Consider the following 16,231-nt stretch of genomic DNA (forward strand, 5'->3'; position numbering starts at 1 on the left):
TTTATCTAAAATTTCCGCCGTCTATGAAGTAGTTTTCGCCTACGATATACCTAGCCGCATCGCTTAGCAAAAATATCGCCGTATTCGCCACTTCTTGCGGTTCTAGTAATCTGCATATATCAGACGTCGTGTACGGGTCTTTTTCGTCGTTTTTTAAATCTCTAAAAATTTGAGTATCTTTTACCATTTGAGTTAATACGCCGCCGACTATGACCGTGTTTATACGCATTTTTCTTTTTACCAATTCCAAAGATAGCGGCTTAGCGATAGCGTCTAGCGAGGCCTTACTGATGATATAAGCAATTTGCCCTTTTAAAAACATTTTCGTTACGATGGATGAAAAAAATACCACGGACGCGCCGTCGTCGGAGTTTTGTTTTTTAGATAACTGCTTTACTATTTCAAGCCCCGAAAAGGCGTTTATTTTAAAAATTTTTTCATTCGTCGCGTGGTCTAGCAGTTTAAACGGATATATGGATGGCACTCCCGCAGCGTGGACGCATCCGTTAAATTTAACCCCGTCGAATTTAACGCAGTCTGAAACTAACTGCGCGATCCCGTCTATATCTTGTAAATCGTAAGCGAAAATTTTATGCTTGGCCGGCTCTTTCATCATAGATAGCGTCTGTTTCAGCCTAGCCTCGTCTCTGGCTATTAGCGCTACGCTAGCACCCAGTTCACTGAGCCTGACGGCTATTTGCCTACCGATGCCTGAGCTTGCTCCCGTTACTAAAATTTTTTTGTCTTTGAAATTTATCATACCAGATAGCCTCTGACGTCAAAATGCCTGCCGTAAACGCCGCTTGAACTCTCGCTTAGCAAAAATGCGATCTGTTTGGCTAAAATTTCAGGGTCGATCGCGCCCGTTTGCATCATGGCTACTAGCTCTCGCTCTCTTTGGCTGAGCTCTTTATCGCTTTGCACGACGGCGGGGCGGATGGAGTTTATCCTGATACCTTTGGAGTATATTTCTTTTGCGATCGCGGGCATAGCGTTATCCATCGCCGCTTTTGACGCGCCGTAGGCTATTTGCCCCTTGTCCGCTCCTAGCGATGCGTAGTTTGAGACGGCTACTATGCTACTTTTGGCGTTATAAATTCCTTCGCTAGCAAAAACCCTAACGGCCTGGATAAACGCAAAGAAATTTTCCGTCATAGCGTCTTGCAAAAGCTCTAATGAAGTATCCGCCAAAGGCGCGGTTAAATTTTTATCTACGGCGTAAACCAGTCCGTCAAGCTTTAAGCCGTCGAAATTTACGACGTCCCGTATAAAATTTTCGATTTTTTCTACACGGCTAGCGTCAAAGGTTATCGCGCGACCGTCGCTTAAATTTAACGAAACCTTATCCAAAGCGCGCTCGTCCTTGTCGCTCATGACGATTTTGGCGCCCGACTCGCTTAAAATTTTAGCCGCCGCGCCGCCTATGACGCCGCAGCCCATTATTAGTATTTTTTTATTTTTTAGATTTAGCATTAGCTTCGAGTACTTTTGATCTGCCCTCGTCCCACGTGATATCGGTTTGGATGATAGGCAAAATATCTTTCGGACTTATATAGGCGTCCGCCACGCCTAGCGAGAGCCCTATACCAAAGCCCGACATTATGACTTTGACGCTCTCGTCACCGTCCTTGTCGCCGTAGTAGTCGCACATGGCGTTTGGTACGCTAGCCGATGAGGTGTTGGCGTATCTTTCAAGGCTTAGGCGCGACTTGTCTTGCATTTTTATTTTTTTAGCTATCGTATCTAGCATGGACTTGTTTGCTTGATGAAGCAGTACCGAGTCGTACTCCTCCGCAGAGGCCTGAAATTTTTCAAAAAACGCCTTAAATAGCCTCGGGACTTTGGTTATGCTAAAAGAAACTACGGCTAGCCCGTCCATATGCAAAGACATATCAAACTGCGGACGCCCGACGTATGCGTATCTCGACCCGTGACAAGCTCCGATGGCTTTAAACCCATCGCCCATAGACTGCAGGGCGAATCTAAACCCTTCGTTTCCTTCGTCGTATTCGATTAGCGTCGCGCTCCCGCAGTCTCCAAAAAGTAGGTCGTTTAAGTCGCCGAATATATTAGTCGCGCCGCTGTTTATTCCAAATATGCTAGGTTCGGTTACGTCGCCAGCCAATAAAAGAACTTTTTTTAAGTATCCGCTTTGTAGCATCGATGCGGCCGTATGCAAGCCGAAAATATAACCCGAACAACCCAAATTTATATCGTAGGCTATACATTCCTGAGATAGGCCTAGTCTATATTGCAACGTTATCGCCGTAGCTGGTACCGTATAATCGGGACTTTGCGTTACTAAAATAACCGCGTCTATCTCGTCTCTTGAAATGTTTTTTTTCTTGATTATCTCCTCTGCCGCGGCAAAGCACAGGTCAGACGTTATCGTTTTATTGTTTTTGCTATAAAATTTCTGCTTGATGCCCGTATCTTTTACGAATCTTTCCACGCTTTCTTTATCAAATTTTTTATAAAAATCTTCAAGCGCGAGTTTATCTTCCGGTACGGCGCAGCAAACCGCCGAAATTTTTACGTTTTTAATGTGATCAAACGCCATTATTTCATACTATCTAATATATCTTGGATTGTTTTGAAATTTCTTATATCGTTAGGATTTGCCGTCACGCCAAAGTGCTCGTCCATCATAACGACGTAAGAGATAGCCGCTAGCGAATCCCACTCTTCAAGCTCCTCAAGCTTGGTTTCTGGAGTAAAATCGCTTACTTCAAGCTCTAAAAGCTCGGCTATTAGGGCCATTTTTTCGTTTGTATCCATCTTAAATCCTCCTTAAAATTTTAGCTTGATTTTAACTAAAATACAATAAAATCAAGCTAAAATTTTAATCACCTCAAATAAGGTAAAAAATGCAAAAAAATATGCTGTCCTACTTGCAAAATTCGGCCTTAAGGTTTCCTCTTAAAACGGCGATACGAGATGAAGACGAGAGCGTGAATTTTAGCGAGCTAAATTCGCAGGCAAAGGCGATCGCCGCGCATTTTCAGAGCTTCAACATAACCAAAAACAGGCCCGTGGGCATACTTTTGCCAAAAAGCGTAAAAGCTATAAAATGCTTTTTAGGGACGCTTTATAACGGTTGCTTTTACGTGCCGCTAGACGTCAAAAATCCCGCGTCTAGGCTTGAAGCTATCATCAAAAATTTAAACCTAGAATTTATCGTTACCGACGCGAAGCATGCCCAAATTTTAAAAAATTCGGGAGTAAATTTAATCATCTTTGACGAGATAAATTTAAATGGCGAGGATAAATTTGATCGGGCGAATTACGAAAATACGATCGATACCGATCCTCTTTATATCATAAATACTTCGGGCTCCACCGGTACGCCAAAGGGTGTAGCAATCTCGCACAAAAGCGCTATAAACTACATCGAGTGGGCATGCGAGACGTTTAATTTTAAAGACGATTTAAAAATCGCGAGCCAAGCTCCGTTTATTTTCGACAACTCCGTGCTCGATATTTATCTGACGCTAAAAACGGGTTCTACGCTATTTTTGATACCGCAAGAGCTTTTTACGTTTCCGATTAAAGTAGTGGAATATTTGGAAAAAAACGAGATAAATTTTATATTTTGGGTGCCTTCCGTCATGGCGAATATCGCCGCGCTGGATTTGCTAAGAGAGGTAAATTTAAGCCTTGAATTTATAATTTTCGCAGGCGAAGTCATGCCCGTAAAAACGATGAATTATTTTAAATCTCGTTTTAAAAACGCCGTTTTGGCAAATTTGTACGGACCGACGGAGACGACCGTCGATTGCGCGTATTATATCGTCGATCGCGATTTTAGCGACGAGGAGAGTTTGCCCATAGGCTATCCTTGCAAAAATACCGACGTCTTTTTGCTGGATGAAAACGACGCGCCAGTAACGGCACAAAATACGCTAGGCGAGCTTTGTGTGCGCGGCGCCTCGCTAGCTCTTGGATACTACAACGATCCGGTTAAAACCGCTAGCGCTTTTACGCAAAATCCGCTAAATCTCGCATATCCTGAGCGAATCTACCGCACGGGCGATCTAGCCTACTACAACGAGCGCGGCGAGCTAATGTATAAAGGCCGCAAGGACTTTCAGATCAAGCACATGGGGTACCGTATAGAGCTGGGCGAGATAGAGACGGCTGCCTTGTCTCTTAGCGGCGTAGATAGCGCGTGCGCGCTGTATGATGGGGCTATCGTGCTAATTTATACTTCGCAAACCGCCGCTTCGCAAAGAGAAATTCTGCTATATTTAGGCAAAATTTTGCCTAAATATATGCTGCCGACTCGCTTTGTAATGCTTGATGAGATGCCGCTAAACGTAAACGGCAAGATAGATAGAAATAAACTAAAAGAGCTAATAAAGGATTAAAAATGAAAATAAAAGACGGCGATTTTAAAGAGCTCGTAGACGCGCTTTTTGCCACGCAAGAGGGCGAATTTAATCATATCTACGAACAAGAAAAGATAGAGCGGTTTAAGACGCTTTGTAAAGATAAAAAGTTAATTATTTTAGGCACTGGCTATTATCTAAAAGTATTGCCTAAATTTTTAAAACTAACCTACGGCGTAGATATTTACGGCGTATACGACTGGGTAGCCGAAGAACAAAGCGGCGAAGGAATCCTAGCCGGTAGCGAGGATTACAAATATCTCGATCTAAAAAAATATAATAAATTTAAATCGAATTTAATATCAAAAGAGGAATTTTACGCAGATCCGGCAAATACGGTCATATTTTTAAACAGCGAAACCTTTCCCGAGGTTCCCGTAAGGCTCTATGAAAACGGATTTAAAGACATCTATCATATGAGATGTTTAGCGAGCGGATTTTTGACGCGAGAGATTTTCGACAAAAAGACGACGGGACTTGAAATGTATGATATAAACGAGATCAATCATAGCTTTACTACGCCCGAAATCGCCCGTATCGTAACGCTTTATAATCTGTTGGAAGACGAAAAATCAAGAGAAATTTTCAAAGCGATGATAAAATTTAAGCTTACGGAGGATTATTACTATACGGCGTATTCAAGAGAACTTAGCGGAGAGCAATACTTCGATAAGGAGATTATTAGCTTAAAAGATGATGAGGTTTTCGTAGACTGCGGAGGATATAACGGCGATACGATAGCCGAGTTTTTAGAGGCTTCAAACGGTAAATTTAAGCATATTTATAGTTATGAGCCCGACGATGAAAATTTTAAAATTTTAAGCGAATTCGTAAGCGAACTACCGCAAGAAATAAAAGAAAAAATCACTCCTATAAATGCGGGAGTATCGTATAAAAACGAGACTTTTTACCTGCAAGCAAGCGGCGGTTGGACGACTTGTACCAGTGAGGTAACCGATAGGACGGCGAGGGTAACCGCGATAGACGAAGCGGGTGGGGCGGCGCCTACGTTTATTAAAATGGATATCGAGACTTTTGAGACTTATGCGTTACTGGGCGCAATGGATACGATTATAAATCATAAGCCAAAGCTCGCCATTTGCATTTACCATAAATTTAGCGATCTATGGGATATACCGCTACTTTTAAAGCAGTGGGTTAACGAATATAAAATTTACATACGCCATTACCTAAATACGCAATCAGAAACGGTCGTATACGCCATACCGAAGGATCAAAAATGAAAATAAAAGACGGCGACTTTAAAGAGCTCGTAAACGCGCTTTTTGCCACGCAAGAGGGCGAATTTAACCATATCTACGAACAAGAAAAGATAGAGCGGTTTAAGACGCGTTGTAAAGATAAAAAGTTAATTATTTTAGGCACTGGCTATTATCTAAAAGTATTGCCTAAATTTTTAAAACTAACCTACGGCGTAGATATTTACGGCGTATACGACTGGGTGGCCGAAAGAGATAGCGGCGAGGGGATATTTGTAAACTGCAAAGACTACGATTATCTAGACTTGCAAAAGTATAATAAATATAAAGACAAGGTCAAATTTATATCAAAAGAGGAATTTTACTCAGATCCGGCAAATACCGTCGTTTTTATAAATAGCGAGTCTTTTTTATATATGCCTTTTTTCCTTTACTACAACGGATTTAAGCATTATTATAGTATGAGATGCTTGGGTAAAAATTTATTGTCCCAGAGCGTGCTAAATAAAAAGGCTACCGAATTTGCGATGTATGACGTCAACGAGCTAAACCACGTCTTTACGACGCCCGAAATTTCTCGCATAGTTACGCTTTATAATCTCCTTAGCGACGAGAAATCAAAAGAGGTTTATAAGGCGGTTTTAAAATTTAAACTCACCGAGGACTATACTTATTTGATAAACGTAAAAGACGACGTTAAAAAGCAGTATTTCGACGAAGTAGTGAAATTTAGCGACGAAGAGGTTTTCGTAGACTGCGGCGGATATACGGGGGATACGATAGAGGCGTTTTTAAAAGCCGTGGATAATAAATTTAAGCATATTTATAGCTTTGAGCCCGACGAGCGAAATTTTAAAATTTTAACTAAATACGTAGAAGGTCTTGAACAAAAAGATAAGATTAAAGCGATAAAGGCGGGAGTTTATTATAAAAGTAGCGTCTTTTACCTACAAGGCGAAGAGATGGCGATAGCATGCACCAATGAAGCCACCGATAGAAAGGTGGAGGTATGCGCCATAGACGACGTGGTAAAATTTGCGCCGACTTATATAAAAATGGATATAGAGACATTCGAGACGTACGCACTGCTAGGCGCGATGGAGAGTATCGTCAAATATAAGCCTAAGCTTGCTATAAGCATATATCATAAATTCGACGACCTTTGGAATATACCGCTACTCTTAAAGCAGTGGGTTAGCGAGTATGATTTGTATATCAGGCACTACGAATGTTATCAAGCCGAGACCGTGGTATACGCCATACCGAAGGATCAAAAATGAAAATAAAAGAAGGCGATTTTAAAGAGCTCGTAGATACGCTTTTTGCCACGCAAGAGGGCGAATTTAACCATATCTACGAACAAGAAAAGATAGAGCGGTTTAAGACGCGTTGTAAAGATAAAAAGTTAATTATTTTAGGCACTGGCTATTATCTAAAAGTATTGCCTAAATTTTTAAAACTAACCTACGGCGTAGATATTTACGGCGTATACGACTGGGTAGCCCAAAGAGATAGCGGCGAGGGGATATTTGCAAACTGCAAAGACTACGATTATCTAGACTTGCAAAAATACGATAAATTTAAGGCAAATTTGATCTCCAAAAATGAATTTTACACAGATCCGGCAAATACGGTTATTTTTATAAACGCCGAAATTTTCGCTCAGCTTCCGCATTTGCTCTACGATAACGGCTTTACGCATATTTATAGCATGCGAAGTCTTGCGAAAAATTTTATAAGCGATAGCTTTTTCGATAAAAAGCAAACCGGCTTCGAAGAATACGACTTTAACGAACTAAACCACGTCTTTACGACGCCCGAAATTTCTCGCATAGTTACTCTCTACGGCTTGCTTAACGATGAAAAGTCAAGGCGCGTTTTTAAAGCCGCTTTGAAATTTAAACTCACCGAGGATTATACTTACCTTTTAGAGGTCAAAGACGACGTTAAAAAGCAGTATTTCGACGAAGTAGCGAAATTTAGCGACGAAGAGGTTTTCGTAGACTGCGGCGGATATACGGGGGATACGATAGAGGCGTTTTTAAAAGCCGTGGATAATAAATTTAAGCATATTTATAGCTTTGAGCCCGACGAGCGAAATTTTAAAATTTTAAGCAAATTCGTAAGCAAACTGCCGCAAGAAATAAAAGAAAAAATCACCCCGATAAAAGCCGGCGTACATCACGAAAATGCGACTTTTTATATGCAAGGCGAGGGTTTGGGAGCGACTTTAAGCGCCGAAATTTCGGAGCAAAAGATCGACGTAGCCGCGATTAGCGACGCTATAAACCATATCCCGACCTTTATCAAAATGGACGTGCAGACTTTTGAAACGTACGCGTTGCTAGGCGCGATGGATGATATAATAAGCCATAAACCAAAGCTTGCCATTTGCATTTATCATAAATTTAGCGACTTATGGGATATACCGCTGCTTTTAAAGCTATGGATACCGGACTGCAAGCTTTTTATGCGCCACTACGAATGCACGCAGGAAGAAACGGTGATTTACGCCTTGCCCGAAGCGAAGTAAATTTAGCCTGGCAGCGCTGCGTCGTTTAAAATTCTAGCTAGGCAAACGCCAAATTTGCTTAGCTTTTCGTTCTTATTTTCTTAAATCTTTGTGTAAATTCGGTCTTTTGCACGACGTTTACTTTAACGGGGATTTTAAAACTATCTAGTTTATCTTTGCAAAATTTTCTAACTAAAATTTTGATACCGTTCGCATCGACGCCCGGCTTTAAAACTACGTCGCAGCAGACGCTTTGATTCGTGATAGCGTTTTTTTCCGCGTAAACTAGGCAGTCTTGTATCTCTTTCATCTCAAGCAGCACCGACTCTACCTCGCACGGAAGCACCTTTTGTCCGCCCACGTTTATGATCTCTTTGCTTCTACCGATGATTTTTATAAAGCCGTCCTCGCTTTGCTGCGCTAAGTCGCCCGTTTTAAACCAGCCGTCATCGGTAAAGCTATCCATATCCGCATTTAGATAGCCTAAAATTCGCGTTTTGCTTTTTAGCCACAGCTCGCCGTCTACGATTTTATATTCCAAATTTTCATCGTCTATTTTCATAAAGGTAGAATCGGATGATTTTGACGACGTGGATGCGATGCCCGTTTCGCTGGTGCCGAAAGTCTGCAAAAATTTAACTTTGGTAAACACCGATTTTAGCCTATTTAAAAGCCCCTCCGGCATCGTCTCCGTGCCGTAGGTTATCATCCTTAGCGAGCTTAGATCGTATTTTTCGTAAGATTTGCCGATAAGAATCAGATTTAAAAACGTAGGGCTTGCGGGTAAAACGGCTATTTTATACTCGTTAATTAGCTTGCAGACGTCATCGGCGTTTCTGTTTTGAGGGATTATCATCGTAGCGCCCGTCGATAAGATATTTAACATCGTATTTATGCCGCCGATATGATCAAACATCAAAAAAACGAGCATATTCATCCGCTTTTGTTTTTTATTTTTATAAAGGTCTATTAGCGCGTCTAAATCGTGTATCATCGCTTTTGGCTTACCCGTGCTACCGCTTGAAAATAGCGTGAGGCCGGCTCGTCCGCTCTTTTTTAAATTTGATAAAATTTGATGCGTTCCGCTAGGATTTAGCTCTTCTACGTTAAACCCTCGGCCGCAAATTTCTATCGCTTTATCGCAAAAAGACTCTTTTAGTTTTAAATTTATCTCTTCTTGCGCGTTTGAGATTATGGGCGCGATTATGTTTTTATTTTCGTAAAGGGCAAAAAAAAGCGCGACGCTCTCAAATGAATAATCGCTCAAAATCGCGACTACTTCGCCGCTTTTGATCTCGTTTTTTATAAAATTTAGCGTCTCTTTTATTTTTAGATAAAGTTCTGCGTAGCTATATTTTTCGTCTTTATGGATTATCGCCGTTTGGCTACCGTCTTTAAATTTCTCGATCATCTCTCGCATTAGTTATGAACTCCGCCTAAATATAAAATTTGCCCCGTGATAAAGTCGCTTTTTTCGTCGATGAAAAAATCTACCGCATTTTTTATATCGCCGAAATTCCCGAATCTCTTTATAGCTTGTCTTTCAAGAAGCGCGTTTATCTTGTCCTGCGGCACGGCCTTTATTAGGTCGGTTTTTATCGGCGTGGGGCCTAGCGCGTTTACGGTTATGTTAAATGGCGCTAGCTCTTTTGACAGCGTTTGGGTTAAATTTTCTATCGCGCTTTTGCTGGCGGCGTAGATCGCCTCTCCTTCTAGTCTTAGCGCGCTTGCGACGGTCGTATAATTTACGATACGGCCGTATTTTTGCTTCATCATGACTTTGCCGACTTCCCTGCTAAATAAAAACGTACCGAAAAAATTCGTTTCAAATACCTTTTTTACGCTATCAAAGGGCGTGGTTAAAAAATGATTCATAGAGGCGATGCCGGCATTGTTTATAAGCGCGTCTATCCTGCCGAATTCCCGTTTAACCTCTCTTATCATCGCTACGACCGCGATTTCATCGCTCACGTCGAGACTAAAATGTCTGTAATTTTCGTGCGCGATTTTGCTTTGGCTCCTAGAGCAGCCCGCGACTAAATAGCCCTCTTGTAAATACCGCTCGCAAAGCTCTTTTCCGATGCCTTTTGAGGTGCCAGTTACGATTATCGCCTTAGCCATTTTGTTCTTCTAAAAGATTTTGAATATAATTAGCCAGCGTCTCCACGCTTCTAAACGGCGAGGTTTTTTGACTCATCGCTCTTTCATCGGCCAGTACGATGCTTTTGCCGAAATTTTGATAAATTTTATCCTCCAAATCGCTCACTATATAGACGAGCCCCAGACTATCTAGCGCGCTAGACGAGCCGTAAAGCCTAGTATCTATCGTCGGGTTTTGCAACTCTTTGCTTTGCAGCTCTTGGTTGTATTCTTTGAGCGAATCGATGATTAAAGTTCGTATGGTTTGCAAATTCATTCGTCGTCCTTTATAAAGATATAGTTTTTTAGGCCGTCGGGTTTATATCCGAGCGCGGAATTTAGCCTAACGGCTTCTTTGTTTTCGTCGTTTATCCAGGTATAAAAAGTCTGAGCCTCTTGCATTTGCTTTGGAGCCGAGGCTAGCGCAAAGCCGATAAGGCCGTTTTGAAACTCTTTTTTTACGCAATTTAGCCTAAAATAGCAAATTTTTTCTTTTATTTCAAATATCGCCGCTCCGGCTATCGCGCGCTCTTGCTTGATAACAAAAACTAGGCCCTTTGCGATTAGCTCAGATAGCTCTTCAAAGCTCGGTAAATAATCGCTAAGCGGATCGAAAGTCTCGCTAATAAGCTCAAAAATTTCGCTTGCGTCGCTTAAGTCCGCCGGTAAAACGTTGGTAAAGCTTCTATTTTTTTTAACGGATCTATAACGAGAGTAAATTTTATACGGCTTAAATTTTACGCCTTTTAAAAAATCGCTCGCAACGGCGTTTTTCGAGACGATTTCGGCTACGACGGGCTCGTTTATCAGCCTAAAAAACTCGTCTAAATTCGCTAAATTTTCAAGCTTATCGACCAAATAGTAAAATTTATAAAATCCGCCTTGCTTTACGAGTAAAAAACAGCACTCTGCTCGCACTAAAATTTTGGCGTTTTTTAGCGCTTCGTTAAATTCGCCGAAATTTACGAAAAAATTCGTAAATTTCGGACGATTTTTAAAAATTTCCGTCGCTTTTTGCCGCGCGTTTAGTTTGTCGCCCAGGATAAAGCTCTCGCCGTGCCCTGGGCAAACGCGCAAAAACGGATCTAGCGAGCGAAAGTACGGCATAGAAATTTTATCGTATGCGGCTTTTGCCTTCGCGCCGCCTAGAAACGACGTATCTACGGCCTCAAATAAGCTATCGCCCGAAAACAGCAGCCCTCCTAACTTCACGCAGCAGCTGCCCTCGGAGTGTCCTGGCGTATGAATGAATGTAAGCGTATGCCCCAGCCACGAAAGCTCAAAACTCTCGTCAAATTCGGTATCGGCCTTTTGCGCGCTAAATTCCGGCGTCTCGCGCGTTTTTTTAATCTTCATAACATCGTAAATCATATCGCTAAATCTCGATAAATTTTTGCTCGGGTTTGCGATATTTTCGCTTGCTTTGCGTTGCGCGATTACTTCGGCGCCGTAGCGGCTTTTTAGCTCGTTTAGCGCTAAGACGTGATCGAAATGCTCGTGCGTGATAACGATAAAATCAAGCTTCTTGCCGCGCAAAGCGTCCGTAATCTGCGTAAAATCGGCCGGATCTATAACGATAGCGTGCTCGCCGCAGGTTATTACGTAGGAGTTAGCCCCCAGATCGCCACCTTTGCAAATTTTTAATTCAACTTCATTCATTTTCAAATCCGTCTAAAATTTTCGCTATTTTCGCTAGCGCGTCGCCGCTTATTTTGAGGTAGGCGTTTTCGCAAATTTCGTTTACGCTTGCTAAATTTAAATTTAATAAATTTTCGTAAGCGTTTTTAATATCGCCTAAATTATTTATCATTTTAAGCTCCGCAAAACTTCTTACTACGTAGGCTAGGTAGCTCCACTCCACGCCGCAAACGGGCGTACCTAGCGTCATCGCCTCGTATGCGCTCATGCCGCCTAACGTGACTAAGGCGTCGTGATTTAAGATTAAATCTATCAAATTCGCGGGGCTGTCGATAAAGTTTAAATTCGGTTTTTTAACGCTTTTTATCCTCGCCTTTCGCTCATCGCTCATCGCAGGCCCCAAAACTAGCGTATAAAGGCGACCGTCGTTTGCTATCACGTTTACAAAATATTCGCTAAACATCGCGGGATCGGCGCCTCCGAAAGATAGCAAGATATTTTTTAGCCGCGTCTTGGGCGTAAATTTAGCGCGCCTTTTTACTACGTCGCCACCTACGATGTAGTAGCCAAACGAACGAAAAACCTCGAAATTTCCGCTTGCGGCGGGGTAGTCAAACTCGTCCATTATAAATAGCGCGTCCGGCTCAAAGCCGTATTCTAAGGTATTAAAACTTACGATTTTGCGCGCGCCAGCGTTTCGCACAACATCGCTTAAATTTTTATCCGCATCGAGCAAATCGTTAATATAAATTTGCGGTTTTAGTCGGTAAATCAGCTCCTTTGAATGCTCCAAATTTTCGCTTCTAATCGCGTTTTGGCTAAATCTGGAAAATAACTTCTCGTCGCACTCGAAAATCGCTTTTACGTCGCGGTTTGGAGCTAGAAATTTTACTAGCTCGTAGCACCTTGCGAGGTTGCCGATACCGATTTTTTCGTTGCCGCGGGCGTGGAGCAGGATCAAACTCTACAACCTTGCGGCGTATCAAAGCTCTTTAAAACCTCAAAAAGCGCGTCCGCGACGAAATTTGCGTCCTCTAGGCTCATGCACTGATGGCATGGGATACTAAGCTCGGCCGCGTAAAAGTCCTCGGCGCTAGGAACCCAGATATCGCCGTAGCGCTCGCGGTAAAAACTAAATTTATAAGTGGGCTTGTAGTGCACCTGCACGCCGATACCGCGCTCGTGAAGGGCGGCAAATATGTCCTCTTTGGCGCACCAAAACTGGCGAAATAGTAAAATAGGGTAGAGGTGGCGCGAACTAACGACGCCGTCGGGTAAATTTACGGTGCTAAAATACGGGTTTTTCTCAAATTTTTCGTCGTAAAATTTGGCGATTTTCTCGCGCGCCGCGATAGTTTCGTCTAGTCTTTTTAGCTGATTTAGCCCTAGCGCGCAGGCGACGTCGGGCAAGCGGTAGTTGTAGCCAAGCACCGTCTGATCGCTGTCCCAGAGGCGTTTTTTGGCTATGCCGTGCGAGCGGTAGAGGCGTGCTAGGCGCGCGATCTCTTCGTCATTTGTCGCTAGCGCGCCGCCCTCAAAGGTAGTTAGCGGCTTAACGGGGTGAAAGCTAAAAATGCTAACGTCCGCCTTTGCGCCGACTTTTACGCCTCCTTGCGAGCTGCCCAGCGCGTGCGAAGCGTCGTCAAGCACCTTTATGCCGCGCTCTTTGGCTAGTTTTAGGATGGCGCCCAAATTTACGGGATTGCCGCCGAAATCAACCGCGGTTATGACTTTGGTTTTAGGCGTGATGAGGCTTGCTAGCGCGTTTTCGTCGATATTTCCGTCAAATTTGACGGGCGCAAATTTAACCTCCGCTCCAGCCATTAGCGCCGCATTCGCCGTCGCAGCAAACGTAACGGGAGTCGTTATCACCTCGTCGCCCTCTCGCATGCCTAGCGCAAGATATGCGACGTGAAGTGCGCTCGTCGCCGAGTTCATTGCTACGACGTGCTTTATGCCGACGTACTTGGCGATCGCTTCTTCAAATTCGCCGACCTTGTCGCCGCCCGTTAGGATATCGTCTTTTAGGGCGCTCACGACGGCGGCGATGTCGGAGTCGGCGATTTGTTGTCTGCTGTAAGGTATCATTTTTGTCCTTTTTCGGCTTGTCTTTTTGGAGGCTCGTCTTTTTCCGCTATACGTCGTTAAATTTAAAATTTTTTCGGTCACGTATTTTATATACGCTCCCTCGCAAATTTTAAATTTGCCTCGTCTAGCGAAAAAATACTTCGCCTCGTTTTTTATAAATTTTATACGCTTAACTCAAATTTCAGTCAAATTTATTTACTAGCCTCGATCATCTCTAAAAGCCCGTGTTTATCTAGCCAAATTTTATTTTTATCCGAGCTGTACTCGAAATTTTCCTCCACGAGATGCCCTTTTTCGCCTAGTGCGTTTGTGCTAAAATCATCGTACTTGCTCGTAAATTTGATCGACGGGCTGATCACGTAGTGGTCGTCAAACTCGTAGGTTAGGTGCGCGTCGTCCTTGCCGATCATGACCTCGTGCATCTTTTCGCCCGGGCGGATGCCGATTATTTTTACGCCAAGACGTGGCGCCATGGAGCGAGCAAGCTCTATCATCGTCATCGACGGGATTTTTGGGATGAAAATTTCGCCGCCTTTCATGCGCTCGAAGTTTTTAAGCACGAAATTTACGCCCTGTTCTAGCGTGATCCAAAACCGCGTCATATCCGCGTGCGTGATCGGTAGCTCTTTTACGCCTTCTGCGATCAGTCTCTTAAACAGCGGCACGACCGAGCCGCGCGAGCCTATAACGTTGCCGTAGCGAACGACGCTAAATTTCGTTCCTTTACCGCCCGAGATATTATTTGCCGCGACGAAAAGTTTATCACTGGCAAGCTTGGTCGCACCGTATAAATTTACCGGGTTGCACGCCTTGTCGGTCGAGAGCGCGATGACCTTGCTCACGCCGCACTCAAGCGCCGCATCGATGACGTTTTGCGCGCCGTTGACGTTGGTTTTGATACACTCCATCGGGTTGTATTCGGCGATTGGCACGTGCTTCATGGCTGCTGCGTGGATGACGTAGTCGATGCCGTTCATCGCGGTCATCAGGCGCTTTTCGTCGCGCACGTCACCGATGAAAAATCGCATGGCGGGGTCTTTAAAAACCTGCGCCATCTCGTACTGTTTGAGCTCGTCGCGAGAGTAGATGACTAGCCTTTTGGGTTTAAATTTGGAGAGTAAAATTTCGGTGTATTTTTTTCCGAACGAGCCGGTGCCGCCGGTGATGAGGATGGATTTTCCGTTAAACATTTATTTTTGCCTTTCGCGGCTCGTTTTTTCGCCGTACGTTGTAAATTTAAATTCGCTCGGCCGCGTATTTTGCATACGCTCCTTCGCAAATTTTAAATTTGCCTCATCTAGCTAAAACGATTCGCCGTTTATTTAAATTTTATTCAGCCGGAGCAAAAACCGTGCCTTAAATTTGATTCAAAATTTAGCTCGTTAAATTTGTTTAGGTGCGGTATTTTTGCTTTTACTTCTTGCTTTGCGCTCGTAACGAGACTTTGCTACGAGGAGGCGAGGCGGATTAAATTTTAAGCGGATAAAGGTTGCCCGGCTTAAAATTTGTAATCCAGCGAAGCATAAGCAAAAAAGACAAGCCCCTAAACTACTTCAAAATCCTAGGCAGGGTTATGCCTTCTTGCGCCTGATATTTGCCCTTTTTATCCGCATACGTCACTTCGCACGGCTCGTCGCCCTCGATAAATAGCACCTGCGCGATGCCTTCGTTCGCGTAAATTTTAGCCGGTAGCGGCGTCGTATTTGAAATTTCTATCGTGATATGCCCTTTAAATCCAGGCTCAAAAGGCGTGACGTTTACGATGATGCCGCAGCGAGCGTAGGTGCTTTTGCCTAGGCAGATGGCTAGCACGTTATCTGGCATGTTAAAATACTCGATCGTGCGCGCTAGAGCGAATGAATTGGGCGGGACGATGCAAACGCCCCCCTTAAAATCTACCACGTTTTTCTCGTCGAAATTTTTTGGATCGACCACGGTGCCGCCGATATTCGTAAAGATTTTAAACTCGTCGCCGACCCTGATATCGTAGCCGTAGCTAGACACTCCGTAGCTAACCACGCCGCGCCCGACTTGCTCCTCGGCAAACGGCACTATCATCGCCTTTTCGTGCGACATTTTGCGTATCCAGGCATCAGATTTCAGCCCCATTTTTTACCTTTATTTTAAATTTACGCGATTATAACATAATTTAAATTTACCTAAAATTTGAGCACCGTTTTGCGCTAAATTTTATCGAATTTGAATATTTTGCTAGTAAATTTTCTTATTTTTTATAATTAATTTTT

The 16,231-nt window shown here is 43.3% G+C and carries 16 protein-coding genes; 4 read left to right on the plus strand and 12 right to left on the minus strand.

Annotated features, from left to right (window positions below; translation table 11 throughout):
- Window position 1: 1 nt before the first annotated feature.
- From QZ157_RS07065 to QZ157_RS07080, 4 genes are read right to left on the minus strand one after another with little or no spacing between them, the layout of a single operon-like run.
- The gene (locus QZ157_RS07065; protein WP_295143631.1) at window positions 2-760 is read right to left on the minus strand and encodes an SDR family oxidoreductase; all 759 of its coding nucleotides are present in this window, start codon (window positions 758-760) and stop codon (window positions 2-4) included.
- Window positions 757-1,473 carry an SDR family oxidoreductase gene (locus QZ157_RS07070; RefSeq protein WP_295143634.1) on the minus strand — a complete coding sequence of 239 codons (717 nt, stop codon included), beginning with the start codon at window positions 1,471-1,473 and terminating at the stop codon, window positions 757-759. Before QZ157_RS07070 ends, QZ157_RS07065 begins: the two co-directional genes overlap by 4 nt.
- Window positions 1,454-2,560 carry a ketoacyl-ACP synthase III gene (locus QZ157_RS07075; protein ID WP_295143636.1) on the minus strand — a complete coding sequence of 369 codons (1,107 nt, stop codon included), beginning with the start codon at window positions 2,558-2,560 and terminating at the stop codon, window positions 1,454-1,456. The genes QZ157_RS07070 and QZ157_RS07075 overlap by 20 nt, the downstream gene beginning before the upstream one ends.
- On the minus strand, window positions 2,560-2,778 hold the full coding sequence (locus QZ157_RS07080) for an acyl carrier protein (RefSeq protein WP_295143638.1): 219 nt from the start codon (window positions 2,776-2,778) through the stop codon (window positions 2,560-2,562). Before QZ157_RS07080 ends, QZ157_RS07075 begins: the two co-directional genes overlap by 1 nt.
- Window positions 2,779-2,867: 89 nt before the next feature.
- Here QZ157_RS07080 and QZ157_RS07085 point away from each other — a divergent pair, with 89 nt between their 5' ends.
- The 4 genes from QZ157_RS07085 to QZ157_RS07100 are packed head-to-tail and all read left to right on the plus strand — an operon-like array spanning window position 2,868 to window position 8,141.
- Window positions 2,868-4,367 (plus strand): amino acid adenylation domain-containing protein, encoded by a 1,500-nt coding sequence (locus QZ157_RS07085; protein ID WP_295143641.1) that lies wholly within the window; start codon window positions 2,868-2,870, stop codon window positions 4,365-4,367.
- A 2-nt stretch (window positions 4,368-4,369) separates the two neighbouring features.
- Entirely contained in the window at window positions 4,370-5,632 is a 1,263-nt protein-coding gene (locus tag QZ157_RS07090) for an FkbM family methyltransferase (RefSeq protein ID WP_295143645.1), read from the plus strand.
- Window positions 5,629-6,888: an FkbM family methyltransferase gene (locus QZ157_RS07095; RefSeq protein ID WP_295143648.1), complete on the plus strand. Its 1,260-nt coding sequence runs from the start codon at window positions 5,629-5,631 to the stop codon at window positions 6,886-6,888. The genes QZ157_RS07090 and QZ157_RS07095 overlap by 4 nt, the downstream gene beginning before the upstream one ends.
- On the plus strand, window positions 6,885-8,141 hold the full coding sequence (locus tag QZ157_RS07100; RefSeq protein WP_295143651.1) for an FkbM family methyltransferase: 1,257 nt from the start codon (window positions 6,885-6,887) through the stop codon (window positions 8,139-8,141). The genes QZ157_RS07095 and QZ157_RS07100 overlap by 4 nt, the downstream gene beginning before the upstream one ends.
- A gap of 58 nt (window positions 8,142-8,199) precedes the next feature.
- On the opposite strand, the gene QZ157_RS07105 is transcribed toward QZ157_RS07100, so the two are convergent.
- The 8 genes from QZ157_RS07105 to dcd all read right to left on the minus strand — a co-directional run bounded on the left by QZ157_RS07105 (window position 8,200) and on the right by dcd (window position 16,094).
- A complete protein-coding gene (locus tag QZ157_RS07105; RefSeq protein ID WP_295143653.1) occupies window positions 8,200-9,540 on the minus strand; it encodes a fatty acid--CoA ligase family protein in 1,341 nt (446 codons plus the stop codon).
- Window positions 9,540-10,241, minus strand: coding sequence for an SDR family oxidoreductase (locus QZ157_RS07110; protein ID WP_295143655.1), 702 nt, complete (start codon window positions 10,239-10,241; stop codon window positions 9,540-9,542). The genes QZ157_RS07105 and QZ157_RS07110 overlap by 1 nt, the downstream gene beginning before the upstream one ends.
- A complete protein-coding gene (locus tag QZ157_RS07115; RefSeq protein WP_295143658.1) occupies window positions 10,234-10,536 on the minus strand; it encodes a hypothetical protein in 303 nt (100 codons plus the stop codon). Before QZ157_RS07115 ends, QZ157_RS07110 begins: the two co-directional genes overlap by 8 nt.
- Complete coding sequence (locus tag QZ157_RS07120; RefSeq protein ID WP_295143659.1) at window positions 10,533-11,918, minus strand: MBL fold metallo-hydrolase; 1,386 nt, start codon at window positions 11,916-11,918, stop codon at window positions 10,533-10,535. The genes QZ157_RS07115 and QZ157_RS07120 overlap by 4 nt, the downstream gene beginning before the upstream one ends.
- The gene (locus tag QZ157_RS07125) at window positions 11,911-12,858 is read right to left on the minus strand and encodes a hypothetical protein (RefSeq protein WP_295143662.1); all 948 of its coding nucleotides are present in this window, start codon (window positions 12,856-12,858) and stop codon (window positions 11,911-11,913) included. Before QZ157_RS07125 ends, QZ157_RS07120 begins: the two co-directional genes overlap by 8 nt.
- Entirely contained in the window at window positions 12,855-13,985 is a 1,131-nt protein-coding gene (gene pseC, locus QZ157_RS07130; RefSeq protein WP_295143665.1) for a UDP-4-amino-4,6-dideoxy-N-acetyl-beta-L-altrosamine transaminase, read from the minus strand. Before pseC ends, QZ157_RS07125 begins: the two co-directional genes overlap by 4 nt.
- 191 nt (window positions 13,986-14,176) lie before the next feature.
- A complete protein-coding gene (pseB, locus tag QZ157_RS07135; RefSeq protein ID WP_295143669.1) occupies window positions 14,177-15,175 on the minus strand; it encodes a UDP-N-acetylglucosamine 4,6-dehydratase (inverting) in 999 nt (332 codons plus the stop codon).
- A gap of 358 nt (window positions 15,176-15,533) precedes the next feature.
- Window positions 15,534-16,094, minus strand: coding sequence for a dCTP deaminase (dcd, locus tag QZ157_RS07140; RefSeq protein WP_295143672.1), 561 nt, complete (start codon window positions 16,092-16,094; stop codon window positions 15,534-15,536).
- Between the last annotated feature and the right edge of the window lie 137 nt (window positions 16,095-16,231).

This window comes from uncultured Campylobacter sp. (genome assembly GCF_905372745.1).
Lineage (GTDB): Bacteria > Campylobacterota > Campylobacteria > Campylobacterales > Campylobacteraceae > Campylobacter_A.